The organism is Pilosibacter sp. NGB245, assembly GCF_057397225.1.
Map to the genome: position 1 here is coordinate 1,199,301 of NZ_CM171584.1, position 25,775 is coordinate 1,225,075.

The 25,775-nt window shown below is 44.7% G+C and carries 27 protein-coding genes; all 27 read left to right on the forward strand.

The window, feature by feature from the left end:
• Window positions 1–358 precede the first annotated feature (358 nt).
• The 27 genes from ACXMYH_RS05370 (at window position 359) to ACXMYH_RS05500 (ending at window position 25,748) form a co-directional block, all read left to right on the forward strand.
• The gene (locus ACXMYH_RS05370; protein WP_002304353.1) at window positions 359–547 is read left to right on the forward strand and encodes a hypothetical protein; all 189 of its coding nucleotides are present in this window, start codon (window positions 359–361) and stop codon (window positions 545–547) included.
• On the forward strand, window positions 544–885 hold the full coding sequence (locus tag ACXMYH_RS05375; RefSeq protein ID WP_005335900.1) for a DeoR family transcriptional regulator: 342 nt from the start codon (window positions 544–546) through the stop codon (window positions 883–885). The genes ACXMYH_RS05370 and ACXMYH_RS05375 overlap by 4 nt, the downstream gene beginning before the upstream one ends.
• The gene (locus tag ACXMYH_RS05380) at window positions 878–1,174 is read left to right on the forward strand and encodes a DUF3847 domain-containing protein (RefSeq protein ID WP_005335898.1); all 297 of its coding nucleotides are present in this window, start codon (window positions 878–880) and stop codon (window positions 1,172–1,174) included. Before ACXMYH_RS05375 ends, ACXMYH_RS05380 begins: the two co-directional genes overlap by 8 nt.
• A gap of 301 nt (window positions 1,175–1,475) precedes the next feature.
• On the forward strand, window positions 1,476–1,736 hold the full coding sequence (locus tag ACXMYH_RS05385; protein ID WP_117477486.1) for a hypothetical protein: 261 nt from the start codon (window positions 1,476–1,478) through the stop codon (window positions 1,734–1,736).
• 129 nt (window positions 1,737–1,865) lie between these two features.
• A complete protein-coding gene (locus tag ACXMYH_RS05390) occupies window positions 1,866–2,366 on the forward strand; it encodes a hypothetical protein (RefSeq protein WP_004798083.1) in 501 nt (166 codons plus the stop codon).
• Window positions 2,367–2,547: 181 nt separating this feature from the next.
• Window positions 2,548–4,128, forward strand: a complete 1,581-nt coding sequence (gene mobQ, locus ACXMYH_RS05395; RefSeq protein WP_009256570.1) for a MobQ family relaxase — start codon at window positions 2,548–2,550, stop codon at window positions 4,126–4,128.
• Between the two features lie 65 nt (window positions 4,129–4,193).
• A complete protein-coding gene (locus tag ACXMYH_RS05400; RefSeq protein WP_009256569.1) occupies window positions 4,194–4,838 on the forward strand; it encodes a CHC2 zinc finger domain-containing protein in 645 nt (214 codons plus the stop codon).
• Window positions 4,807–6,144 carry a virulence-associated E family protein gene (locus tag ACXMYH_RS05405; protein WP_003500111.1) on the forward strand — a complete coding sequence of 446 codons (1,338 nt, stop codon included), beginning with the start codon at window positions 4,807–4,809 and terminating at the stop codon, window positions 6,142–6,144. The genes ACXMYH_RS05400 and ACXMYH_RS05405 overlap by 32 nt, the downstream gene beginning before the upstream one ends.
• Before the next feature lie 241 nt (window positions 6,145–6,385).
• Complete coding sequence (locus tag ACXMYH_RS05410; protein ID WP_486555645.1) at window positions 6,386–6,583, forward strand: hypothetical protein; 198 nt, start codon at window positions 6,386–6,388, stop codon at window positions 6,581–6,583.
• A complete protein-coding gene (locus ACXMYH_RS05415; protein ID WP_006060475.1) occupies window positions 6,584–8,254 on the forward strand; it encodes a recombinase family protein in 1,671 nt (556 codons plus the stop codon). It begins immediately after the preceding gene.
• A gap of 105 nt (window positions 8,255–8,359) precedes the next feature.
• Entirely contained in the window at window positions 8,360–8,428 is a 69-nt protein-coding gene (locus ACXMYH_RS05420) for a hypothetical protein (RefSeq protein ID WP_242963040.1), read from the forward strand.
• A gap of 3 nt (window positions 8,429–8,431) precedes the next feature.
• Entirely contained in the window at window positions 8,432–9,304 is an 873-nt protein-coding gene (locus ACXMYH_RS05425) for a VirB6/TrbL-like conjugal transfer protein, CD1112 family (RefSeq protein WP_486555646.1), read from the forward strand.
• A gap of 32 nt (window positions 9,305–9,336) precedes the next feature.
• The gene (locus ACXMYH_RS05430) at window positions 9,337–9,729 is read left to right on the forward strand and encodes a PrgI family protein (RefSeq protein WP_486555647.1); all 393 of its coding nucleotides are present in this window, start codon (window positions 9,337–9,339) and stop codon (window positions 9,727–9,729) included.
• Window positions 9,692–12,142, forward strand: a complete 2,451-nt coding sequence (locus ACXMYH_RS05435; protein ID WP_486555648.1) for a VirB4-like conjugal transfer ATPase, CD1110 family — start codon at window positions 9,692–9,694, stop codon at window positions 12,140–12,142. The genes ACXMYH_RS05430 and ACXMYH_RS05435 overlap by 38 nt, the downstream gene beginning before the upstream one ends.
• The gene (locus tag ACXMYH_RS05440) at window positions 12,142–14,763 is read left to right on the forward strand and encodes a CD1108 family mobile element protein (protein ID WP_486555649.1); all 2,622 of its coding nucleotides are present in this window, start codon (window positions 12,142–12,144) and stop codon (window positions 14,761–14,763) included. The genes ACXMYH_RS05435 and ACXMYH_RS05440 overlap by 1 nt, the downstream gene beginning before the upstream one ends.
• A gap of 19 nt (window positions 14,764–14,782) precedes the next feature.
• Window positions 14,783–15,067: a cell envelope biogenesis protein TolA gene (locus tag ACXMYH_RS05445; RefSeq protein ID WP_066548945.1), complete on the forward strand. Its 285-nt coding sequence runs from the start codon at window positions 14,783–14,785 to the stop codon at window positions 15,065–15,067.
• A gap of 40 nt (window positions 15,068–15,107) precedes the next feature.
• The gene (locus ACXMYH_RS05450; protein WP_486555650.1) at window positions 15,108–16,679 is read left to right on the forward strand and encodes a CD1107 family mobile element protein; all 1,572 of its coding nucleotides are present in this window, start codon (window positions 15,108–15,110) and stop codon (window positions 16,677–16,679) included.
• A complete protein-coding gene (locus tag ACXMYH_RS05455; RefSeq protein WP_486555651.1) occupies window positions 16,679–18,154 on the forward strand; it encodes a DNA topoisomerase in 1,476 nt (491 codons plus the stop codon). Before ACXMYH_RS05450 ends, ACXMYH_RS05455 begins: the two co-directional genes overlap by 1 nt.
• Window positions 18,151–20,073 (forward strand): DUF4368 domain-containing protein, encoded by a 1,923-nt coding sequence (locus ACXMYH_RS05460; protein ID WP_486555652.1) that lies wholly within the window; start codon window positions 18,151–18,153, stop codon window positions 20,071–20,073. Before ACXMYH_RS05455 ends, ACXMYH_RS05460 begins: the two co-directional genes overlap by 4 nt.
• Window positions 20,070–20,453, forward strand: a complete 384-nt coding sequence (locus ACXMYH_RS05465) for a TnpV protein (protein WP_005930786.1) — start codon at window positions 20,070–20,072, stop codon at window positions 20,451–20,453. Before ACXMYH_RS05460 ends, ACXMYH_RS05465 begins: the two co-directional genes overlap by 4 nt.
• Before the next feature lie 109 nt (window positions 20,454–20,562).
• Window positions 20,563–20,811 (forward strand): hypothetical protein, encoded by a 249-nt coding sequence (locus ACXMYH_RS05470; protein ID WP_006573544.1) that lies wholly within the window; start codon window positions 20,563–20,565, stop codon window positions 20,809–20,811.
• On the forward strand, window positions 20,789–21,097 hold the full coding sequence (locus ACXMYH_RS05475) for a hypothetical protein (RefSeq protein ID WP_003864565.1): 309 nt from the start codon (window positions 20,789–20,791) through the stop codon (window positions 21,095–21,097). Before ACXMYH_RS05470 ends, ACXMYH_RS05475 begins: the two co-directional genes overlap by 23 nt.
• 245 nt (window positions 21,098–21,342) lie before the next feature.
• Window positions 21,343–21,912: a DUF6560 family protein gene (locus ACXMYH_RS05480; RefSeq protein ID WP_009255109.1), complete on the forward strand. Its 570-nt coding sequence runs from the start codon at window positions 21,343–21,345 to the stop codon at window positions 21,910–21,912.
• 294 nt (window positions 21,913–22,206) lie between these two features.
• Window positions 22,207–22,587 (forward strand): hypothetical protein, encoded by a 381-nt coding sequence (locus ACXMYH_RS05485; protein WP_003023131.1) that lies wholly within the window; start codon window positions 22,207–22,209, stop codon window positions 22,585–22,587.
• A gap of 28 nt (window positions 22,588–22,615) precedes the next feature.
• Window positions 22,616–23,062, forward strand: a complete 447-nt coding sequence (locus ACXMYH_RS05490) for a hypothetical protein (RefSeq protein WP_003023134.1) — start codon at window positions 22,616–22,618, stop codon at window positions 23,060–23,062.
• A gap of 316 nt (window positions 23,063–23,378) precedes the next feature.
• Window positions 23,379–24,128 (forward strand): hypothetical protein, encoded by a 750-nt coding sequence (locus tag ACXMYH_RS05495; protein WP_256167916.1) that lies wholly within the window; start codon window positions 23,379–23,381, stop codon window positions 24,126–24,128.
• A 387-nt stretch (window positions 24,129–24,515) separates the two neighbouring features.
• Window positions 24,516–25,748, forward strand: coding sequence for a plasmid recombination protein (locus ACXMYH_RS05500; RefSeq protein ID WP_334302885.1), 1,233 nt, complete (start codon window positions 24,516–24,518; stop codon window positions 25,746–25,748).
• Window positions 25,749–25,775 lie beyond the last annotated feature (27 nt).

Sequence of the window (25,775 nt, forward strand, 5' to 3'; positions counted from 1 at the left end):
CACAAAAATGTTCTATGATACAGGTAGTTCATCGATGGATTATTCCAATCGAATGACCAGCCTGTGTGGGATATGCTTCCCCGGCGATGTAGCGCCATGACTTTTGGCAGGGATATGGAGGAACCCTGACCGAAACGAGCGTACCAAAGGGAGCGATACGCCGCTGTGAGATTCAGGGGAGGAACGACACCGGGGAGAACTGGCGAACTGACACCGAAATGATACCGAAACACGACAATTTGATAGGGAGATAGTCTACCCTATCGCTGAGACTTCGGGAGATTTTAAGCGGCTCTATGGCTGTAATTTTGCCGAAAATCGCCCCGAAACCATACACGAAAACGGGAGGAAACGTAACATGCCGAGAATGAGCAAAAAGCGGAAGCATGAGCTTTCCTTTTACCTCAATGACCGGGGGCGTGTCACTTACAACGAATTATGCCGGAAATGCCAGCATGGGTGCAAGCAGAGCTTCCGGGCGGTTGTGATTGACTGCCCCCGTTATTTATCCAAACGAGCAAAGAAAAAGGAGGAACACACCGAATGAATTTTGAATTTATGACGATAGACACACCATTGCCGCCCTGTATGCCATTTCCCAGAGCGTTGACAGGATTTCCAGTCAGCAGCACCGCAAAGGTCATGTACTGCCGGATGTTGGACGCTATGCTTTTCAGAGGGCAGGCGGACGAGAACGGGATTCTTTTTGTCTGCTTCCCTATCACAGCCATTGCCGCAGTCCTGTCCCGCAGCCTCATGACGGTCAAGCGTTCTTTGAATGAACTGGAAACCGCCGGACTTATCATGCGGGTGCGTCAGGGCGTGGGAGAACCGAACAGGATTTATGTGCTGATACCGGGAAAGGAGGGCGCTACCCTTGCCTGATACCTCAAAGCTGGGAAAGCTCAACCGGGAGTTGGAGAAAAGCGAAAAGAAACTGCGGAAAGCCATCAATGATGAAAAGGCATTGCAGCACCAGTTGAAGCAGCTTACCCGAAAGGAACGGACGCACCGGCTCTGTACTCGTGGCGGTATGCTGGAAAGTTTTCTGCAAGAGCCGGAACGCCTGACGGACGATGATGTCATGCTGTTGCTGAAACTCATTTTTCACAGGCAGGACACGCAAGATATATTGAAAAAACTGCTGGAACGGGAGAAGCCGGAAACCCCTTAGTTTACTAAGGGCGCAATTATACACCACCCAGAGGTTGGTGCATTGCGTTCTCCGAAGGCTCCTCGCCGGAGGGCTGTGATTTTCCGCAGTCATGGTCTGCTCCAAATCATACAGGGGACGCTACACTTCCCCTGCGCTGGCTGCAGCCAGCTACCCTTTTGTGGACTTGCCATCTGGGGACACTTTGCGTTGCAAGTTGTTCCCAGCCGACAAGTTTCATAAAATACGCTATCTTTTCGATAGGCGATGAAGTATAATGAAGATGACAACAAATCGGAATTTGTAGAGGGGGTGTGATTATATGAAAAACAATAGCCCACAAAAGCAGGCTGCCATTTCTTGGATCATTTTGATGATAGGAATATTGCTCGCAGTAATAGGAGCAATGACGGCAAAGGAGTACAGAGTAAACCTATGCCTACTAATCGGTGCAATGGCTGTTATTGGTGGTATTGTATATCACCTCACCATGATGAAATGTCCTTATTGCGGTTGCTCGCTTGTTGGTTATAGGCCGATCCCTAAAGAATGTCCAAAGTGTCATAAAAAATTTGAAGAATAAGTTCAAGTTTGGAGAATTGAGAAAATCGGAATTGACCGAGCTCTTTGAGCGAGGGATACTTCTTGTCCGAAGGGCAAGAAGGTGGGCGTAAAAAAGATTAGAACAATCGGGATTTGAGGAGGTGTTCATATGAAGAGAGCATTGCTTTTTATTTTCATGACGGTTTGTGTATTAGGAATGTCCGCCTGCAGCAGCAAAGACGCCATGCCAGAAACATCAGATTCTGCCAGCAATCCGGTTCAGAATACAGATATCAGTAATCTGAATGGAGGAAAAATCTGGTCTGAACAAGATATTGTGTCGATGTTCTCTCTTGTGCAAGAAACAGATTGGGAATACATAGACTGTGTTTTAATTCCAGATCATGCTAGTGACCGTGTTGGTGCAGTACTCTTCCGGAACGATAAGGAGCAAACAAGCAATGTTGCGTTCTTTGATGCAGACGGATACTTTCAACAGTATGGCACATATGCAAGAATGTCTGACGAACCTGATTTTCAGTATCTCGGAGGTGGTGCGGTAACATTTAGGCTGGAAACAGAAGATGGTATAATCTATAACTACACGATCACAATCTCGATCGATGACAGTAATGTGAATTTTAAAGCGGAAGATGATTTGCCAAAATAAATTCAAGTTTGTCAGCTTCACATCGGGTCAACTTGCCCCGAACTTTTACAATTAAATACCCGCCGCCCACATAGCGGCACACCGAGCAGGAAATCTGAAAAAGGTCTCCTGCTTTTTTCTGCCCAAAATGAGGTGGTAAAACGCCACCCCGTCCACCAATTAGCGAAAGGAGGGACACGAAATGCCCTGTCCACACAACGAAATCACGATTGTTCAGCGCAGCCAGCGGCAGTCTGCGGTTGCCGCCGCTGCTTACCAGAGTGGCGAAAAACTGTTCTGTGAATATGACCAGCAAGTGAAGCACTACCCGGAAAAGCGTGGTATCGTCCACAATGAAATCCTGCTCCCACCTAATGCCCCACAGGAATATGCAGACCGCAATACTTTGTGGAACGCCGCCGAAGCGGTGGAAAAACAATGGAACTCCCAGCTTGCAAGGCGGTGGGTGCTTACCATCCCCAGAGAGATACCGCCCGACCAGTATGCTGTCCTTGTCCGGGAGTTTTGCCAGAAGCAGTTTGTTTCCAAAGGCATGATTGCTGACTTTGCCATCCATGACCCCCATCCGCCGGGACACAATCCCCACGCCCATGTCCTGCTGACTATGAGGGCAATGGACGAACATGGGAAATGGCTTCCCAAGAGCCGCAAGGTTTATGACCTTGACGAGAATGGGGAACGGATAAAGCTGCCATCTGGCAGGTGGAAAAGCCACAAGGAGGATACGGTGGACTGGAACGACCAGAAATATTGTGAAATCTGGCGGCATGAATGGGAGGTCATCCAGAACCGCTATCTGGAAGCCAATGACCGCCCGGAGCGTGTGGACTTGCGTTCCTATGCCAGACAGGGGTTTGATATAGTCCCCACTGTCCATGAGGGAGCGGCTGTCCGGCAGATGGAAAAGCGTGGTATCCAGACGAATATCGGAAACCTGAACCGGGAAATCAGAGCCGCCAACCGCCTGATGAAGTCCATCCGGCAGCTTATCCACAACCTCAAAGGCTGGATTGCCGAGCTGGGAGAAAAACGGAAGGAGTTGCTTGCACAAAAAGCGGCGGAGGAAGCGACACTTCTTCCCAATCTGCTGATGAAGTATATGGAGATACGAAAGGAAGAACGGAAGGACTGGACAAGGGCTGGACAGAACCGGGGGACTTCACAGGACTTAAAGGCAGTCAGCGAAGCCCTGTCCTATCTCCGGCAAAAGGGGCTTTCCACTGTGGAGGACTTAGAAGCATTTCTGGAATCTTCCGGGAAATCAGCCGCAGATTACCGCAATCAGATGAAGCCAAAGGAAGCCCGCAGCAAAGTGATTGACGGGATTCTTGCCAGCCGGACAGACTGCAAGGAATGTAAGCCTGTCTATGAGAAGTACCAGAAGATATTTTTTAAGAAAACAAAGGAGAAATTCAAACAGGAACACCCGGAGGTTGCCCGGTATGCGAAAGCCGCCGCCTACCTTGCCAAGCACCCGGACGATAAGGACAGTACCCAAAAGGAGCTGCAAGAGGAGCAGGAAACGCTTCTGGAAGAAATTGCAGCCCTGAAAATACCGCTGACCGAGGTACAGGAGGATTTGAAGAAGCTGCGGGACATTCGCTACTGGGTACGGAAAGCCACCCCCGGCACAGAAGAAAGCAAAGAGCCGCCCAAGAAACAGCCTATCAAAGAAGTCTTGCAGGATAAGGCAGACGAGAAAAAAGCACAAAGAACCGCCCCGGCACAGGCGAAACACAGACAACAGGATATGGAACTTTAACAGGCACTTGCCATTTTCAATCAGAGAATGTCAGGTGCTTTTCTTATTTTCAAGGAGGGATAGATTTGAATGTATTTGAAGCTGTGAAGCAGTCCGTCACAACAAGACAGGCTGCGGAGCATTATGGAATCCATGTAGGGCGGAACGGGATGGCTTGCTGCCCGTTCCATAATGATAAAACCCCAAGCATGAAGCTGGATCGGCGTTACCACTGCTTCGGCTGCGGTGCGGATGGGGATGTGATTGATTTTGTCGCCGCCCTGTATGGGCTGGGAAAGAAAGAAGCCGCCGTACAACTGGCAAATGACTTCGGGCTTTCTTATGAGGACTGGAAGCCGCCGGGAAAGGTAAAAAAGCCCAAGCCCCGGCAGAAATCCCCGGAGGAACAGTTTCAGGAAGCAAAGAACCGCTGCTTCCGTATCCTTGCCGATTATCTCCACCTGCTTAGGGCATGGAGAAAGGATTATGTCCCGCACTCCCCGGAGGAAGCCGTTCATCCCCGGTTTGTGGAAGCCTTACAGAAGCAAGCCCAAGTGGAATATCTGCTGGATGTGCTGCTGTTCGGGGAGACAGAGGAAAAAGCGGCTTTGATTACGGACTACGGAAAGGATGTGATACAGCTTGAACAACGAATGGCAGAGCTTGCAGCCGCAGACGCAGCAAGAACTAAAAAACACCATGAACGCTATGCAGCCGCCCCAGAGCATTGAGGAAATCAAGGCGGGGCTGGAAACCACCGAGAAAGGCGGTGTCCGCCAGAGCATACGGAACTGCCTGACCGTATTCCAGCGTGACCCTCTGCTTTCCGGGGCTATCGCATACAACATCCTGACCGACCGCAAGGACATCATAAAGCCCATCGGTTTTCACAGAGAAAGCACAGCCCTGAACGATACGGATATGAAGTATCTGCTTCTCTATCTGGAAGAAACCTATGGGCTTACCAATGAGAAAAAGATTGATAATGCCATCGGGATTGTGGCGAATGAAAACAAGTACCATCCCATCCGGGACTACCTAAGTGCCCTTGTGTGGGACGGGACAGAACGAATCCGTTTCTGTCTGCGGCACTTTCTGGGGGCTGACGCAGACGATTACACCTATGAAGCGTTGAAGCTGTTCCTGCTGGGTGCAATCTCACGAGCCTTTCAGCCGGGGTGCAAGTTTGAAATCATGCTTTGTCTGGTAGGCGGTCAGGGGGCTGGAAAGTCCACCTTCTTCCGTCTGCTGGCAGTCCGGGACGAGTGGTTCTCCGATGATTTGCGGAAGCTGGACGATGACAATGTGTACCGTAAGCTGCAAGGTCACTGGATTATCGAAATGTCGGAAATGATGGCAACCGCAAACGCCAAGAGCATTGAGGAAATCAAGTCATTTTTAAGCCGGCAGAAAGAGGTTTACAAGATACCCTATGAAACCCACCCAGCAGACCGCCCCCGTCAGTGCGTGTTTGGCGGCACTTCCAATGCCCTTGACTTCCTGCCCCTTGACCGTTCCGGCAACCGCCGCTTTATCCCCGTCATGGTGTACCCGGAGCAAGCCGAGGTTCACATTTTGGAGGACGAAGCCGCTTCCAGAGCCTATATCGAGCAGATGTGGGCAGAAGCGATGGAAATTTACAGAAGCGGCAGGTTCAAGCTGGCTTTCAGCCCTGCCATGCAGCGGTATCTCAAAGAACACCAGCGGGATTTTATGCCGGAGGACACCAAAGCCGGGATGATACAGGCGTATCTTGATAAGTACACCGGGAGCATGGTCTGCTCCAAGCAGCTCTATAAGGAAGCCTTGAACCATGCCTTTGACGAGCCGAAGCAATGGGAAATCCGGGAAATCAACGAGATTATGAACCAGTGCATTTCTGGCTGGCGGTACTTCCCGAACCCAAGAATGTTTTCCGAATATGGCAGACAAAAGGGCTGGGAGCGTGAAAACCCGGCAACGGACTCCGGCAACCCGTCTGAAAAAACGATGGACGGTTTTGTGGAGGTCACAGAACAGATGGAGCTTCCGTTCTGAAAATGGCAGCCCGTTGCACCCCCTGTTGCTATCCCGTTGCCGAGCCGGTTGCCGGGGAAAATCCCGAAACTATCGGCTTTTCTCCCCTATGACAACCAAAACAACAGAAAAATAAAAGAAAAGTATAAATAGTAACCATCGCCAGATTGAGATTGTTTGCAAGGTCTTTTGAAGCCCGTTGCCGGACTTCGTTGCCGACACCCTCTGTCTGGCTATTTTCATGTATGGAGGATAACTGCCTATGGCAAAAAACAAAACAGAGATTCATGTTACAACGGTGTTTGACGGGGAGCTGGACGCAACCGATGTGTTCGTCAGCCTGATTTCCCAGAAATACGGTAAGACAAATACGAAAGAATATCTTGCTAAAAAGAAAGATATGAAGCATAATGAAGATGAGGTTCAAAAGAGCCAGATACCGTCTGGATTGTGTGGGTAAATGGCTATGATGAACGAAATGGAATACAGAACAATCGGTTCGGCACTTGCCGGGGGCTATCGTGCAGCGGTCTATTGCAGACTGTCAAAGGACGATGACCTGCAAGGCGAAAGTGCCAGTATCGCAAACCAGCGTGATATGCTGGAAAAATACTGCGAAAAGCAGGGATGGGAGGTTGTGGCAGTCTATCAGGACGATGGCTTCACAGGTCTTAATATGGAGCGTCCTGATTTACAGAGAATGTTGAGAGCCATTGAGCGCAGGCAAATCAACCTTGTCATCACGAAAGACCTCAGCCGACTGGGGCGTAACTATCTGCAAACCGGGCATTTGATTGAGGACTTTTTCCCAAGAAATGGTGTCCGCTATATCGCCATGAATGACGGTATCGACACCCTGCGGGATAACAACGATATTGCCCCGTTCAAGAATATCCTGAACGAGATGTACAGCAAGGATATTTCCAAGAAAGTCCATTCCTCTTATCTTCTGAAAGCGCAGAAAGGACAGTTTACCGGGTGTCTTGCCCCGTTCGGGTATCGGAAAGACCCGGAGGACAAAAACCATCTGCTCATTGACGAGGAAACCGCCCCGATTGTGCGGCTGATTTTCGGATATGCCCTAAACGGTCATGGTCCGAACTATATCCGCAGACGGCTGGAGGAAGAAAAAATCCCCTGCCCCACATGGTGGAACCGGGAACGGGGGCTTCGCAATACCCGCACCAAATGGGAAAAGAAAGACCCGGAAAACGGGCGGTATATGTGGGACTTCTCCGTTATCAAAGACCTTTTGATGAATCCCGTCTACACCGGGGCGATTGCTTCCCAGAAAAAGGACTACCGTTTCAAAATCGGCACGATTGGGGAAAAGAAGCCGGAGGACTGGATTGTGGTGGAGGGACAGCATGAACCGCTGATTGACCGCATGAGCTTTGACATTGTGCAGAACAAGCTGAAATCCCGCCAGCGTCCGGGGCAGACCAATGAAATCAGCCTGTTTGCCGGACTGATAAAATGCGGTGAGTGTGGGAAGTCACTGACGATACGCTACACAAACGCAAAACATCCCCAGCAGATTTACTCCTGCAAAACCTACAATGCCTTTGGAAAGAACCACTGCACCCAGCACCGGATTGATTATGACACCCTTTACAGCCATGTGCTGCGGAAAATCCGGGAATGTGCCAGAGCCGCCCTGATGGACGGGGAAGCGGTTGCCGACCGCTTGACCAATACCTGTGAAGCCGAGCAGCGGGAACAGCGGGAAGCAATGGAACGCTCCCTCACAAGGGACGAGGAACGGATTGAGGTTCTGGACAAAATGGTAATGCGGCTTTATGAGGATATGATTGCAGGGCGTATCAGTGAACAGAATTTCAACACCATGCTGGAAAAGACACAGACCGAGCAAGCGGAGCTTAAAGCAAAAGTGTCCGAGGGCAGAAAGCGGCTGTCCGATGAAGTCCAGCTTGCCAATGACGCAAAACAATGGGTGGAAGCCATTCAGGAATACGCCAATATCACAGAGCTGGACGCAGCCACCCTCAACCGCTTAATCAAAGAAATCGTCGTGCATGAGCGCATTGACGAAGATAAAACAAGACACATTTCTATCGAAATTCATTTTAATCTCAAACCCATCCCAGAGGTGGAACAGGTCACTGCCTGACCTGTCCCGCCGGGACGGTTCTCTTAAAAACACCATATAGATTTTTTGTACGCCGCCGCCCGCCATCGAGCAGAGTTTTACACCTAATTGGGGATAAAACAGCTTATGTCCGGAGGCGGTATCATTATCGTGGCACAGACGGTGATTCCACAGCTTTCAACACTGTTCTCATAATTCATGGGGTCAATTATTGAGAAAATCACTGAATTTATAAAGGAAATGCTGCAAGGATGGGTGCTGGACAATCTCGAAACGATGTTTACTGACGTGAATACGAAAGTAGGAACAATCGCCGGAGAGGTTGGGCAGACACCCAGCTCTTGGAACGCAGGTATTTTTTCCATGATAGACAATCTGTCAGATACAGTCATGGTGCCCATAGCAGGGATGATCATTAGTGCGATTCTCTGCTATGAGCTGATTACCATGGTAATGGATAAGAATAACATGCATGAGATGGGGAGTGAGTTTTTCTTCCGTTATCTTGTGAAAGCATGTATTGCAGTATTGCTTGTCAGCTATACCTCTGACATTACCATGGCAATTTTTGATGTGGGAAACCATATCGTTACAAGTGCGGCAGGAGTTATTACAGGCTCCACGACACTTGATGTGACGAGTACGTTACAGTCCATGTTTAACAGCCAGCTCTCCACCATGGGGATAGGCGAACTGATAGGACTTGGAATAGAGACCATGATTGTCAGCTTATGTATGAAAATCATTTCCCTGCTAATCACCGTCATGCTATATGGGCGAATGATTGAAATATACCTTTATGTTTCAGTGGCTCCGGTTCCGTTTGCGACACTCAGCAACCGGGAATGGGGCGGCATCGGAAGTAATTATATCAAGGGACTTTGTGCTTTGGCATTTCAGGGATTTTTCATCATGGTATGTGTGGCAATCTATGCGGTGCTGGTATCCAGCGTTGCGGTTGCGAGCAATCTACACACGGCTTTGTGGTCAGTGGCAGCATATACCGTTATCCTGTGCTTCAGCTTATTTAAGACAGGTTCCCTTAGCAAATCTATTTTTTATGCACATTAAAGCAGCGTTATACATCAGGAAGGAGGCTGTTTATGGCAATATCAGTCGCAGTGCCGAAGAATTTAAGCGGCATCAAGACAAAGGTGGCAATGAATCTGACAAAACGCCAGCTCATCTGTTTTGGTGCGGCAGGTGCGGTTGGGATTCCTTTTTATATCTGTACCAAAGATATCATTGGGACACAGGCATCCGCACTGATCATGGTGGCTGTCATGCTGCCGTTTTTCTTTTTGGCAATGTACGAAAAGGACGGCTTTCCGGCAGAAAAGATTCTGTACTTTATGATAAGGCAGAAATTCCTCACACCGGGAATACGCCCCTATAAATCAGAAAATCTCTACAATCAGTTAGAGGAACAGGAGAAAATGAAGAAGGAGGTGCGTTACCTTGAAGCAAAAGCCAAAGGCAAAACCGCAGGTCAGTAAAGGGAAAAATACCAAGCCTAAAGCGGGCTTAAGTTTTTCTGAAAAGAAAAGGCTAAAAGAGCTTCAGCGTACTCTTGCAGGAAACCATAAGGAACAGGAAAAGCCAACTACGGCACAGAACACCATTACTTTTAAAAAGATGTTCCGTGATGGTATCTGTCAGGTGACATCTGAGTTCTACACAAAAATGGTGGAATTTTATGATATAAATTATGACCTTCTGGAAATAGAGGACCAGGGGGAAATTTTAGAGGAGTACAGCAAGCTCATCAATTATTTTGACCCGTCTATCTGGTTTGAGCTGTTTTTATTTAACAGGCAGGTCAACGAGCAGACGCTGATAGACCAGTTTGACATTCCTTTGCAGGGAGATGATTTTGACGATATCCGTGAGGAATATACGGAAATGTTAAAGAATCAGGCTGCAAAGGGCAACAACGGTATCATTAAATCAAAATATCTTATTTTTGGTACGGAGTGTAAGGGATATAAGGAAGCGAAATCAAAACTGAATAACATTGAAAAGGATGTTATCAAAAACTTATTAAACCTTGGGACCCACGCCAAAAGCCTTGACGGAAAGGAACGTCTGCGTATCCTGCATGAGTATTTTAATCAGGATACCATGGAGCCTTTCCGTTTTTCATTTAAGGAGCTGGCAGAGTCCGGTAAGAGCGTAAAGGATTACATTGCACCGCCGGGCTTTGACTTCCGTTATCCGAGCCGGTTTAAGGCAGGAAAGATGTATGGCAGTGTCCATTATCTGGATATCATTGCACCACGTTTTAATGATGAACTGTTAAAGAAGCTCCTTGATATTGATGATAACCTGACTATTACCATGCATATGCAGACAATGGACCCGGTCAAGGCAATCAAGATGTTAAAGGGTGCTTTGACCAATATTCAGAAGATGAAAATTGAGGAGCAGAAAAAGGCAGTCCGAAGTGGATATGACATGGATATTCTTCCTACGGATATTATCACTTATGAAAAGGATACGCTGGAGCTGCTTGACGATCTGAACACCAGTAACCAGAAGATTATTAAAATGACTTTCCTTATTACCTGTTACGGCAGGAGCAAAAGGGAGCTTGAAAATATTACGCAGAGGGTGTCCGGCATTATCCAGCAGGCAAACTGTAATTTAAGATGTTTGCAGTATTTACAGGAACAGGGGCTTATGGCTTCCGCACCGATTGGATGCAATGATACGGGAATTGAGCGTGTGCTTACCACAAAGAGTACCGCTATTCTTGTGCCGTTCTGTACGCAGGAATTATTCATGCCTGCACCGGCAATCTACTATGGTTTAAATGCCTTGTCAAACAACATGATCATGGCAGACAGAAAGCGACTTCGTACACCAAACGGAGTAATTTTAGGAACACCCGGTAGTGGTAAGTCCTTTAGTGCAAAAAGGGAGATTTTATCCTGCTTTCTTATGACAAGGGATGATGTGATTATCTGTGACCCTGAGGGCGAGTATTTTGCCCTTGTGGGAGCTTTGCATGGGCAGGTGGTAAAGCTGGCAACCAATTCCAAAGACTATCTGAACCCGATGGATATTCAGTTAAGCCACAAGGGGGATAAGGAAGCTCTGAAATTAAAGAGTGATTTTATCATTACCCTGTGTGATCTGATTGCCGGAGGAAAGGACGGTCTGGAGAATGATGAGAAAGGTATCATTGACGAATGTATCCGTCATATCTATGATGCCTATTTTGAAAACCCGGTGCCGGAGAATATGCCTATCCTTGAGGATTTGTATAATGCCCTTTTAGACCATAAGAATGCGAAAGCAGAGCGTATTGCCAATTCCCTTGTACTGTATGTTCATGGTTCGCAGAATTATTTTAATCACCGCACTAACGTGGACAGTAAGAATCGTATCATGTGCTTTGATATCAGGGATTTGGGAAACCAGTTGAAAGAGCTGGGTATGCTCATCGTACAGGATGCCGTATGGAACAGGGTGTCACAGAACAGGGAGAGAAGAATTGCTACCCGTTATTACTGTGATGAGTTCCACCTTCTTCTAAAGGAGAGGCAGACTGCCATTTATTCGGTGGAAATCTGGAAGCGTTTCAGAAAATGGGGCGGTATTCCGACAGGTCTGACACAGAATGTGGGCGACTTCTTAAAGTCGGAGGAAATCGAGGGTATTCTTGGTAACTCCGATTTTGTTTATCTGCTGAATCAGAATGCAAAGGATCAGGCGATACTTGCAGATAAGCTGGGGCTTTCGGAAAAACAGCTTTCCCATGTGACCAATTCAGAGCCGGGTTCCGGTCTGATTCTGTTTGATAACGTGGTGATTCCTTTTGTGGATAAATACCCGACAGACACAAAGACCTATGCGATTATGAATACCAAACCGGAAGAAAGTGTAAAACAGGAGGATGTTGATTAGTGGCAGAGAATAAAAAAGACAAGTCGGCTGGGTTTGCAAGGGATAAGAGTGCTTTTTCTAAAGGTGGTTCCGAAAAGGGAACTGCTTCGAAAAAAGTACAGCATAAGCATTCCGGGACACATCAGCCAAGAGATGCAAATGACACTTCCGGAGATGTTCTGAAACAGGAACAGTCTGAAGCTTTTGGACAGAATGTCCAGAAGTCAGGGCTGTCAACAAAACGCAGAAATAAAAAGCAGTATCAGAAGCAGGACACTTTTGGACACAGTGAAAATCCTTCCGCAGAGCAGAAGAATTTGAAGTCTGAGAATACGGATGCGGACAGTAAGAGGAAAAGCGATTTTTCGCAGGAAAACAATACTTTTACGGAGGATGGTGACAGGGAGCAGGAGGAACATCAGCAAAAGGATGATTACCACCGCAGGGATACCTACCACCAATCCGAGAAAAAAGGAAAATACCACAGATGGGAGTATCAGAACAGGGAACGTACAAAACAATCTGATTTTGAACGTGATTTCCAGACGAAGGACAAAACCTTTACGGAAGGGATGGAACCGGAGTTTCATGGAAGCAAAAAATTAGACAGACTGCAAAATAAGGCAGAGAAAGCCGGGAAAAAGACCGAAGCTGCAAGAAAGAAGATACCTAAGAAAAAGGAGTATTCCTTTGAGCGTGTCTTTGATGAAAAGACAGGAAAAGCAAAGTATGTGCTGACTGCTGTGGAAAAAGAAAAGCAATTCAAACCGGATAGTCCGGTAAAAGTGGTTGCAGGCAGGGTAGGTGCAGAATATTCCAATTTTACCCATGGCAAGGTTGCCGAAGTGGAGAAAGAAAATTCTGCCGTGGAAGGAGCACATAAGACGGAGCAGACAGCAGAGGATGTCTATTATTTTGTGAAACGCAACCATAAAAGCGGATTGCAAAGGAAGAAAGAGAAAGTCGCAAGGCTGGAGAAAAAGCAGTTTAAGAAAGAGGTCAATTTCCGGTATCAGAAGTTTTTGGAAGAAAATCCGGATATGCAGGAAAAGACCCTGAAAAAGCAGATGCAGAAACGATTGCAGAAACAGCGGATCAAGCGGGAGTATGCAAAGGCAAGGCGGGCAGGACAGGCAGCAAAGAATACAAAGGAAGCGGCTGCAAAATCAGCCAGTTTTGTTACCAAGGTTGCCAAGAAAATGCAGGAGATAGCCAGCAGGAATGTTTCGCTTCTGGTAACAATCGGTATCTTTGCACTGATTCTGATTATGATCATGACAGCCATATCGTCCTGTGGGGCGATGTTCTCAGATGGTATGAGTACCACACTGGCAGGAAGCTATATGAGTGTTCCGGCGGAGATTGATGCTGCGGACTTGGCGTTTTCCGAGCTGGAAATGGAATTGCAGAAAGAAATCAATAACATAGAAACGGACTATCCGGATTATGACGAATACCGCTACAATCTGGATGCCATAGGGCATGATCCGTTTATTTTAATCAGTTATCTGTCGGCAGTACATACGGAATTTACGGCAAGTGAAGTGCAAAGTGAGATAGAAAGCCTTTTTGAAGAAATGTATGAGCTGACCTTAAATCCTACGACGGAAACAAGGACAAGGACTGTAACAGATCCGGAAACGGGTGAGGAGACGGAGGAAGAATACACTGTAACCATACTTGAAGTAACACTGACAGCCACCGACCTAGGTGTGGTGGTAGCCGGACACATGAATGAGGAGCAGAAAGAAATCTATGCTCTTTACAATGAAACCCATGGACTGACACAGCAGTTTTATACACCGCTCAATCTGTATTGGTATAGCTATGTGTCGAGTTATTACGGCTACCGTATCAATCCGGTCACAGGGCAGGAACAGTTTCACCGTGGTGTGGATATAGCGGTGCCCACAGGGACAACCGTGCTGGCAGCGATGGATGGAACGGTTACAACAGCAACCTATGATGCTTCTTATGGTAATTATGTTGTGATAGAGGACAGCAATGGTTACTGCACCAAGTATGCACACATGGATACATTAAGTGTCAGTGCCGGACAGACTGTTACACACGGAACAACCATAGGAACAACGGGAAATACGGGAAGCAGTACCGGAAGCCACCTTCATATCGAGTGTTTGTATAACGGGGAGTATTATAACCCGTTATTTTACTTTGATGTGGGTGAGGGAACTCTTTATGGAGAAACTCCGGGCGGTGGCGGTTCGCCGGGAAGTGTCATACCACCGGATTCCTATGATGATGCGACAGTACAGGCACTTATGGAAGAAGCGGCAAGATATCTTGGCTATCCGTATGTTTGGGGCGGTTCTTCTCCGTCTACAAGCTTTGACTGTTCCGGCTTTGTATGCTGGGTATTTACCAACAGCGGCGTACATAATCTGCCAAGAACCACAGCACAGGGCATATATGACCAGTGTACTCCGGTGTCAGCGGCAGATGCCAAGGCAGGGGACATTATCTTTTTTACAGGTACTTACAATTCACCGGGACCTGTCAGCCATGTAGGTATCTATTGCGGAAACGGTGTGATGATACACTGCGGTGACCCAATCAAATATGCTTCTATCAATACACCATACTGGCAGAGCCATTTCTACAGTTTTGGAAGATTAAATTAAAAGCAGGAAGTGAGGATAAATGACAAAGGAAAGAATTGAAAAAGAGCTTCTGAAGGTCCGGGAGCAGCTTGCAGGATTGCAGGCAAGGCAGAAGGACTTAGAGGAGCAGTTACAGATGGCGGAGGATGCGGAGAAGATGAAATTCATTGAGAAAAATAAAATCTCTCTGGAAAGGCTGATTTTACTGAACAAAGTCAGTGAGGAAGAAATCCTTCATCTGTTAAAGAAAAAGGAACAGGAAGAACAGACACAACAATCAGAAAAGGAGGCAGTAAGCCATGAAAAAAATGAAACTATCATCTAAGGCGGTGATATCGCTTATTTTATCAGCAGTTTTATTTTGTATGCCCGCTTTGGGATTTGCCATGAACGGGAATTATGCAGTGAGTGTTCATGCGGAGGATACAGAGCCGGAAAGTAGTTCTGAGGAAAACAGAACCGAGAATGATACAGAGCCGGAAACGGAAAGCGGTTCTGAAGAAAACAGTTCAGAACATGAGACAGAAAGCAGTACAGAGGAAGGTACGGTATCTGGAAATGACACTAAAGAACCGGAATGTACCTGTGAGGATAAATGTGGTGCGTATGAATATGACCATAATTGCGAAGTATGCGTGAAGGATTATAAGCTCTGTGCATATAAAAAGCCGAATGTCACAATCCAGATCAATCAGCCGGATGGATGGCATAATGACAAAGCAACCGTGACATTTACAGTTGCGGATGTGGCACACACAGGAAATTTTGAAATTGCAAAAATACAGGCAAAGGTAGGACAGAATGGAAGCTGGACGGATGTGACAGAGGACAGAAAGCTGGAGGTTTCTGAAAACTGTACGGTGTATGTGCAGGTCACTGACCAGAAGGGAAATACCTATGAGAGAAGCCGTTCAATCAAATGTATTGATACCACAAAGCCTACGCTTAATGCTGCGGTCAGTGACGGACTTTTGAGTGTGCAGGTACATGATACGGATTCCGGAGCAAAAGCAGTCTATGTCAACGGATATGAATTTACAGACCTTACAAACGGAACTTTGAATATCCGCCTGCAGCAATTTGATGCGGGGTATGAGTATTTTACCATTTCAGCAATGGACAATGCCGGAAATATGTCGGAGGTCTACAAGACGAAAAATCCATACTATAAAGACCCGGCAGATGAAAGTGATGAAAATCCGGCAGAACAGCTTCCGGTCAATGCAGAAGCTACCAAGCCGGGAAGTGCCACGGGAACCGTAACAGAGCATACAAAGACAGACAGTGATGGAAATACCACTTCACAGACAAGTCCTGCGGAGCAGAAAAAGCAGGCAATGGCGGAAGCGGATGCTTCGGAGAAAGGAGAGAATGAGGATAAGGAGAGTAAGCAGTCCGGGCAGGGCAAGGAATTTTATACCATTCAGACAGCGTCGGACAAGGTGTTTTATCTGATTATCGACAGGGATGGTGAGGAAGAAATGGTCTATTTTCTGACAGAGATTACGGAAAATGACTTGCTGAATACCACATCTGATAACAGTGAGACCTTACCGAAAAACTCCGCCGCATTAGAGTCTTCAATCCCGACTTCTGAAAGTGCATTGCCAAATAATAATGCAGAACAGGAAAATAAGCAGGAGGAAGCTGCGGAAGATACAGAGGGAACCGAAGAAGATACAGAAAGCACCGAGGAACCGGAAGAAACGGAGGTTAAAGAGCAGGCAAATCCTATGATTTCCTATATCCTTATGGGAGGTCTTGCAGTGGCAGTAATCGGAGGTGCGTATTATTTCAAAGTAGTACGCAAAAAGAAAGAGGATTTCATCGAGGATGAAGATGAGGACGAGGAAGATAACGAAGAATATGAGAACGAAGATGAGGAATCAGAGGGAAGTTCGGATGATGATTTCTTTGAGGAACAGGAGGAAGAATAATGCAGTTAGTGATAGCAGAAAAGCCAAGTGTGGCACAGTCAATTGCCAAGGTGCTTGGTGCAGATGAGAGAAAAGACGGATACATGGAGGGAAACGGTTCTATCGTTTCATGGTGTGTGGGGCATCTGGTTGAGTTGGCACAGCCGGATGCCTATTTTGATGCATGGAAAAAGTGGACCTACGACAGCCTGCCTATGATACCGGAGCATTGGCAGCATGAGGTCAAGAAAGACACGGTTGCTCAGTACAGGGTATTAAAGGAGCTGATGCATGATACAAGAGTAGACAGCGTGGTATGTGCCACAGATGCAGGACGGGAAGGAGAGCTTATCTTCCGTTTGGTGTATGAACAGGCGGGATGCAGCAAACCCATGAAACGCTTATGGATTTCATCTATGGAGGAAAGTGCCATAAGGGAAGGTTTTGAGAATTTAAAGCCGGGAAGTGACTACGATCACTTATATCATTCTGCGCTTTGCAGACAGGAAGCGGACTGGCTTGTGGGTATCAACGGTACAAGGCTTTTTACCGTTTTATATGGCGGCAAGGTGTTAAAGGTGGGCAGGGTACAGACACCTACTCTTGCCATGCTTGTAGAGCGTGAAGCAAAGATTATGAATTTCAAGAAAGAGCAGTATTTTATGGCTCATATCCTCTGCGGTGGCGTGGATGCAGTCACAGAGAGGATTGACAATAAAACAGAAGCAGAAAATGTGGCAGGAGCTTGTCTGAACGGACAGGCTCTTGTTACATCTGTGGCAAAGGAAGAAAAGACGGTGGCACCACCGAAGCTCTATGAACTTACCACGCTTCAGAGAGATGCCAACCGTCTATTCGGTTTTACAGCAAAGCAGACTTTGGAGTACACCCAGAGCCTTTATGAAAAGAAGCTGTGTACCTATCCGAGAACGGACAGCCAGTATTTGTCTGACGATATGGAGCAGACCGCCGGAAATGTGATTGAAGCAATTTTTGGTTCCATATTGTTTGAGGAAAATAGGATGTTCAATCCGGATATTAAGCGAGTGTTAAACAGCAAAAAGGTCACAGACCACCATGCGATTATCCCCACAATGGAGATTGCCAAAGCTGACCTTGCAGCCCTGCCGGAAACGGAGCGAAAAATTTTATCCCTTGTGGCCAACAGACTGCTGTGTGCTACGGGGGAGAAATATCTTTATGAAACAGTCAAGGCAGAGCTTTCCTGTGGGGGATACACCTTTGTCACTTCCGGCAAGTCGGTCTTAAAAAACGGATGGAAAGATTTTGAGGATGCCTTTAAGCGTTCTTTTAAGACAACGGAAGATAAGGAGCAGGAGGATAAGAAACTGCCGGAGCTTTCCGAGGGGCAGACCTTTGACGGGGTACAGACGAAGATTAGCGAGCATTATACCACACCGCCGAAGCACTTTACGGATGTGATATTTTGTGAGCGTAAGGAGTGGATAGGAATTGAAGAAAGGAGTTCAGCATGAGAAGAAAAAAAGATAAAAGCAATGGCATTACTGCTTTGTATGAAAGACTGTCTCGTGATGATGATAATGCTGGAGAGAGTAACAGTATAGTTCATCAAAAGCAAATGCTTGAAGATTATGCTATGAAACATGGTTTTACGAATCTTGTTCATTTTACCGATGATGGTTGGAGTGGAGCGACCTTTGACAGACCTTCATGGAACAGACTTGTTGAAGGTGTTAAAAACGGAGAAATCACTGCCTGTATCTGCAAAGATATGTCCAGAATCGGCAGAGATCATCTGCAAGTAGGTTTTTTCACTGACATTCTGTTTAGAGAAAAGGAAGTTCGATTTATAGCAATCAATAATGGTATTGACAGTGACCGTCAAGAAACCAGTGAGTTTGCCCCTTTTCTGAATATCATGAATGAGTGGTTTGTCAGGGACACAAGTAAGAAAATTAAAGCTGTACTGAAATCCAGAGGTTCTTCCGGCAACGCTCATACAAGTAATATCCCACCATACGGCTATTTGAAAGACCCCGAAAACCCCGACCATTGGATTATTGATGAAGAAGCTGCTGAAGTAGTCCGCAGAATTTATCGCATGACTATTGAGGGAAAAGGACCTTATCAGATAGCAAGAGAACTTTCAGAAGAAAAAATTGAAAGACCATCTTATTATCTTGGCAAAAAGGGACTTGGAAATCATGCAAGCAACTATGACAAAGAAAATCCGTATATGTGGCGAGGAAATCAGGTTACTACTCTGATTGCCCGACCAGAGTATATCGGAAAGACTGTCAATTTCAGGACATTCAAAAATTCCTATAAGGACAAAAAGACGAAAAGGGCAGATAAGGAAGATTGGGTGGTTTTTGATGATACACAAGAGCCTATTGTCGATGAAGAAACATGGCTGCTTGCTCAAAAGTTAAGACAGAATGTAAGAAAAGCAGATCCTATGGGCGAGCCTAATGTTCTGACCGGAAAGATTTACTGTGCTGATTGTGGTGCGCCGATGTATAATCACAGGCAGCGGAAAGGGCGAGAAAGAATATACTATACTGCCAAAGGCGAAAAAAGGACAAGTTATTCCAATCCGGCAGATTGTTATGAATGTTCCACATATAATCTTGCTTATCAGAAGTATGACCGGCATTGTACTTGCCACCATATTTCAACAAAAGCACTTAAAAGCATCATTCTGAAAACCATACAAGAGACTTGCCATTATGTTTCTTTGAATGAGCAGGAGTTTGTCTATTCTCTGCAAGAAGAATCGGCGATGAAAGATATTGCTGTTTCTGAAACTGTAAAAAAACGCATTGAAAGAAATCAGAAGCGAGTTCACGAACTGGATATGCTTATCAGGAAAATCTATGAAGATAACGTGATTGGAAGATTGCCGGACAGGCTTTTTCAGAGTATGCTTACTGATTATGAAAATGAGCAGAACGAGCTAAACAAGATTATTGAGACTGACACCGCTGATATGCAACGGATTATAGGCGGTCAAAATAATGTGGAGCGTTTTCTAAAGCTGGTTAAAAAGTATGAGAACATTACAGAACTTACTCCTGCCATGATAAATGAATTTATCGACAAAATTCTGGTTCACGAGCCACAAGGAAAAGGTGCAGACCGCACCACAGAGGTGGAGATATATCTTAACTATGTCGGGCAATTTCAAGTACCTGTGGAGCAGCATGAACCAACAGAGGAAGAAAGGATTGCTGCTGAAAAAGAGGCGGAACGACTTCGCAGAAAACGAGAATCCAATCGTAAGTATATGAAAAAGATTCGTGAGAAATCAAAAGAATTTGCGGAGCATGAGCGTATAGCAGAAGAAAAAAGTTCTGATAGCAATGTGTGTGTTGAACAGAACGCCACAAGCAAATCAAATCGGCAAAAAGTGAAAGGAGAAAAAATAGCATGACAGAATTGAAATCACGAATCCATGACAAAAGCAACGGTCTGGACTATGTTCTTGTGGGCGATTACTATGTGCCGGACTTGAAGCTACCGGAGGAACACCGCCCTATCGGTATGTGGGGCAGACTGCACAGGACATATTTGGAGCAGTACCGCCCTACAAGGTTCTCTGCCCTCTGTTTATCCGGCGAACTGCATACTTACCTTGCTGACCTGGACGAACAGGCAACGGAAAGATGCAGCCTTATCATTGAGCAGATGAAACAAGCCGAGGGTGTGACCGAAACCATGAAAGCAGACAATCAGATGTTGTGGGTACAGTCCATGAACTCTATTCGTAACCGAGCCGAAGAAATCATCAGACAGGAAATGATTTACTGCTGATTTTATCAAGTCCAAAACCAACAAATTTATATCGTAAACGAAGCGACAGGTATTTCCTTATGAAGTGTCTGTCGCTTTTCATTTATCAAACTTTAAGGAGGAAAACACAATGAAGATGAACCGGAATGAAATGGAAGCCCTTTATGCCTTTGGCTGTCCGAACCTGAAAGCAACTGTCGAGCGTTTGCGTATGGTAGCTGCCCTTGCACCCGATCCAGTGGCGAAGAAGCTGTTTTATATGCTTTCCGTTAAGCTGAGTGCTGAAGGTGTTGAAAGGTGGTATCGCTGCTTTTACTGCAAGCTGCGTGTGTTGAAAAACCATAGGGAGGGCTGCTATGGCGAGACTTACGAAGATTGAGAAAGAAACAATTGTTCTCTTTAATGAGGGCGAGGACAAGGCAAATATCTACACCCACAACGCCGGATTGAAAAAGAGGTTGGCTGCTTTTGCTAAGAAGTACCCTGACCTTTGCAGACTGGAAAAATCCAATGTTCAAGGCGGTGTTTCTTATGAGCTGGCAAAGTCCCGTCTGTCTATCCGCTTCCTGCCGCCTTACAGTGAGGAACGCAGACAGAAAGCCAGCGAATATGCGAAAAAGCATGGGCTGAACAGCCAGCAGGGACAATGTGATAATCAGGGCTGATATGCGGTTAAAATGTCAGGTGCAGACCTGATGTTTTGACCGTTGCCTATCGTCTGCAAGGAAAGTATCGGGGACTATGGATTTTGCAGAAATGTGCGTTACAAGGCTTGAACAGGAACTCTGCACACAAAATTTTTTCTTCCATTCTTTAAGTTGATGAAGTATAATAAAATATGAAAAATTGAGGTTTTTAATGCTCGATTTCAAACAATCATTTTTATATATCTGGGACTATGGAGGGCAAAATGAATGATTTTTTACGAATGTGTTTTAATATAATTACACAAATAGGTCCCTATTTAGTTGTACTTCTTCTTTTGAAATATCTTGTAAATCTTCAACAAAAGAGAGCTAAAGAACGAGAGGAAGAACAGAAAAAGGGAATAATTAGAACGCATTATACAATAAAAACAGAGAAATTCCTTGTCGTGGCATTTATCGTAGGTACAATATTTTTTGCTTGTTGTACGGCTATGAGTCTTAGGGAAAAAGAAGATATGTTTGTCATTTGTATATTTGGAATATTTTTTTTAGTAGGCATAAGCGGAATAGTCAATATGGTAATGTGGAAACTGGAAGTGAACGGAGATGAAATCACATGGCGTTCAACTTTTGGCAGAAAGAGAACTTTTCACTTTGAAGACATTACCTATTGCGAGAGAAAGAAAGGTTCTATGCGTGTATATGTAAATGGAGAAAAATTATTTACCATTGATAGTAATATTGACAAAGAAGAATTTATGGAGGATATAGAGAGAAGAAGAATCCCTGTAAAATCTTACTGGGCAAATCAGCATAAGAAAAATCGTAAATGACATAGATTTTATAACAGTACGATGTTAGACAACTGAATATGACCGTTAAGGTCAGGTGAAGAAACCGATGTATTGAGCGTAAAGCGATCATGCGTCGGTTTTTCTTATTTCATGAGCTGACAGAATTCCGACTGTATATCACCCGTGAGGAAAGTATCGGTGACTATGGATTTTGCATAAATGCGCGTTACAAGGCTTGAACAGGAACTCTGCACACAAATTTTTTCTTCCATTCGTTAAGTTGATGAAGTATAATGAAAAATAAGATAAAGTTAATTCTTGGAGGTGTTATTCATGTTTGGTTTTAAGAAAAATGAAAAGCCAACGCTCATTATTGAAGCAAAAGATCTAATGGAAATTATCAAGTCTGATTATGATAATGATATGGCTTTTACTCTTATTGAGTTTTCCTATAATGAGAAAAAATATGTGATGGGTTCCTGTGTTTTACCTGCTAACGCAGAGGAATGTAAAGAAAATATATCTTTTATATTTCAAGACAGAGTTTTTGAAAGTTTTGAGGAATTTCAAACTGCTATTATTATAGATAATAAAAACATCTTACAATTAGAAAAACCCCTTGAAATTTTAAGAGCAGGAATTATTGATAATGAGCCTATGCTGAAAACGCCATGGGGAGATAAAAGATTAGCTGATAAAGCTGTTAATAAATAGCGTGTCGCTTTGAAAGGAGTACAAATTTATGGCATTATTGATGTTTAGAACTTTTGGAGTGATTATAGTATCATTTATAGTCTTAATTATGTATGTTTTGCATAGAAAGAAAAATGGGAAGTTTATAAAACGAAAGGCTGTCAATGAAGAAGAAAAAATAAAATATCAAAAATGGGAAAAAATAATCAATGTGATGGCAGTTGTTGGGTTATTGATTCTCGGTATATTTATAACTGTTCCTTGTTGCTTGGATATACCTTATTTACTATCTAACAATTTAGTTGAAGTTACCGGAGAAGTTACACAAGGTGCAATGTCAGGAGAAAACTCTAATAGTGAAAGAAGAATACATATTAGAGACGAGAAAACTGGAGAAGAACATTCATTAAAATATTGGGGAACAGGTAGCGATTTAGGAGATAAGATAACTGTAAGGTATTTACCACACACAGAATATGGGTATGTAGTTGAATAGAATAAAAATAAATATCCTATTTTGTTTTGGGAAATTTGTAGATTACCTGTAATCTGCCACAACTGAATATGACCGTCAAGGTCAGATAAAGAAACCGATGTATTGAGCGTAAAGCGATCATGCGTCGGTTTTTCTTATTTCATGAGCTGACAGAATTCCGACTGTATATCGCCTGTGAGGAAAGTATCGGAGACTATGGATTTTGCGGAAATGTGCGTTATAGGTAAGTAAAAAACTACTTGATAGAGCGTGAATTGAATTGTTCATATCGGTATGATATAATTTACTGAAATGAAGCAAGAAGGTGGACTTTTGTATGAAAAAATTTTTGAAAATATTGCTAATCATTGTAGGAATAGTTTTTTTGATTTTTGCAGCGCTGATATGTATTGGACTGTTTGTTGATTATGATGACCATATTGAAAATGGTCGTTATACTTATGTTCCGGAAGATGACAATAAAGACAATGCATATGTCGAATTCAATTTGAGTGATTACGATAAAAAGGATTCTGAACTCATATATTATAGTTCTGTCGAAGAAGCTATTTTGAATTCTCCTTTGAATGCTGAAAATGAAGAATTTTCTGTTCCAGAAGATTTTCTTAATCATGTTGATGAAATATTGCATATATGGAATGGCAAACAGTATGATACGATTTTCTATCGGGCAGGAAGCGATAATGATCCCGTTCAAGGTTTTGTGATGGCACGCTGCAAAAAACAGGTGGAGGAAGCAACTGTACAATATGCGTTTATGAATGCTACACCGGTTACAACTAAAGCGGATAGCATTCTTATATCTGATATTACAGAACTAATTCATTCATCTTTAAAATTAAGTGATTTTCAACAGGACTTGAATCCAAATTATCCAGATACCAGATTTGTTTTTGGCTATGCACATGATAAGGAAATTTACTCATTAGAAGTAGAAGGTCAAAAGCCAGATGGTGTTATTGAAATCAATGTATATGACAGAACGATGTATCTATGGTATTATGATGATTTAAAGAGCGACAAGAGAGGAAACAATCTAAGTTATTCAGTAGATATGCCAGAGTAATTTTTCAAATTGTCTAATCTGCCACAACTGAATATGACCGTTAAGGTCAGATGAAGAAACCGATGTATTGAGCGTAAAGCGATCATGCGTCGGTTTTTCTTTTTGCAAAATAGTCCGGTGGACTGTTTTGTAAAACCGAAGGAACTGACAGAGCTTGGGACGGGGCGAAGTCAGTTTGTTCGGGCGGGAGTACAGAGGGTGCAACCCTTTGTGCATGGGTACAGGGAATGCAATACCCCTGTGCAGGTCAAGGGCGGCAGCCTTGCCCAGTTAAGTGGCGTTTCGCCACTTAGTACTGGGTATTACTTGACGCAGAAAGCCGCAAGGAATCAGCTTCGCTGCCCTTCTCCCCTGTCGGGGAAATCAAAAAGAAAAGGAGGAACTCATGTGAAATTAACAAGGCACAATGGACGAGCTGGAAAGAATGGCGTTTATAATCCGAAGCACAATGACCGCAGTTTTGACATTGCCAACAGCGAACACATTGACGAAGAACGAGCCAAACAAAATCTCTATTGGGACTGTTACAATGGCTTCTGCAATTTCAAAAATCCCGATAAGGAAAATGAGCTGTCTGCCACTTTTGAAGATGTGGAACAGCTTTTTTATCGTCAGCGGTATCGTGATTTTGTAACCGGACAAAACGAAAGAAATGTGAAGAACCGACACCCTGAAAGGAATAAGGAAACCGGTGATTTACTCAAAAGCAAAAAGACCTGTCCAGAGGAAACGGTCTATCAGATTGGAACACTTGATAATCATGTTCCACCGGAACTGCTCATTGAGATTGTCACAGAATTTATGGAAATCGTAAATGAGCGTTTCGGCTCTCATGTCCATATCCTGAATTGGGCGCTGCACTTGGATGAAAGCACCCCTCATATTCACGAGCGTCATGTGTTCGACTGTGAAAATCAATATGGAGAGATTGCCCCACAACAGGAAAAGGCTTTGGAAGCATTGGGGTTTGAACTGCCGGAACCGGAGAAGCCAGTCGGAAGAAAAAACAACCGCAAGATGACTTTCGATTCAGCTTGCCGAGTGCTGCTGTTTGATGTGGCGAAAAAGCATGGCTTACAACTGGAAGAAGAACCGGAATATGGTGGTCGTGCATATCTGGAAAAACAGGACTATATTCTTTTCAAGCAAAAGGAGCAACTGGCAGCACAGGAGCAAAAGTTGGAAGAACTCACGATGAAGATTGAAGATGTGGAAGCTTTGGTGGACGAGGTTGCCGATATTGCCTATGACAAGGCGGTTGAGGTCGTTGCTGATACTGTAAAACTGGAAACGCACAAGGAGGATATTAAGCTGGTGGAGCAGTCTAAGGCGTGGGTTCTCTCCCCTGAGCGTAAGGCTTCAAAGAAAGAAGTTGAGTATGCAGTGAAACGATTGGATGGCGTGATTGCCAGAATCACAAATGCTATGAAATCAACTATTCAGAAAATCCAAACTACGCTGATGAAACCGGAGGTCAAAAAAGCCGGAACGGAGCAAATCAAGAAGAAAGCCAAAAGTTCCATTATAGAGCAGTTGAGCCGCAAGAAGAAGGAAATGGCAGAGCGTGAAGTCAGCCGGACAATTCCGGCGAAAAGCAAAAAACAGGATATGGAACTTTAAGGCACTTGCTATTTTCGTTTTGAAAAT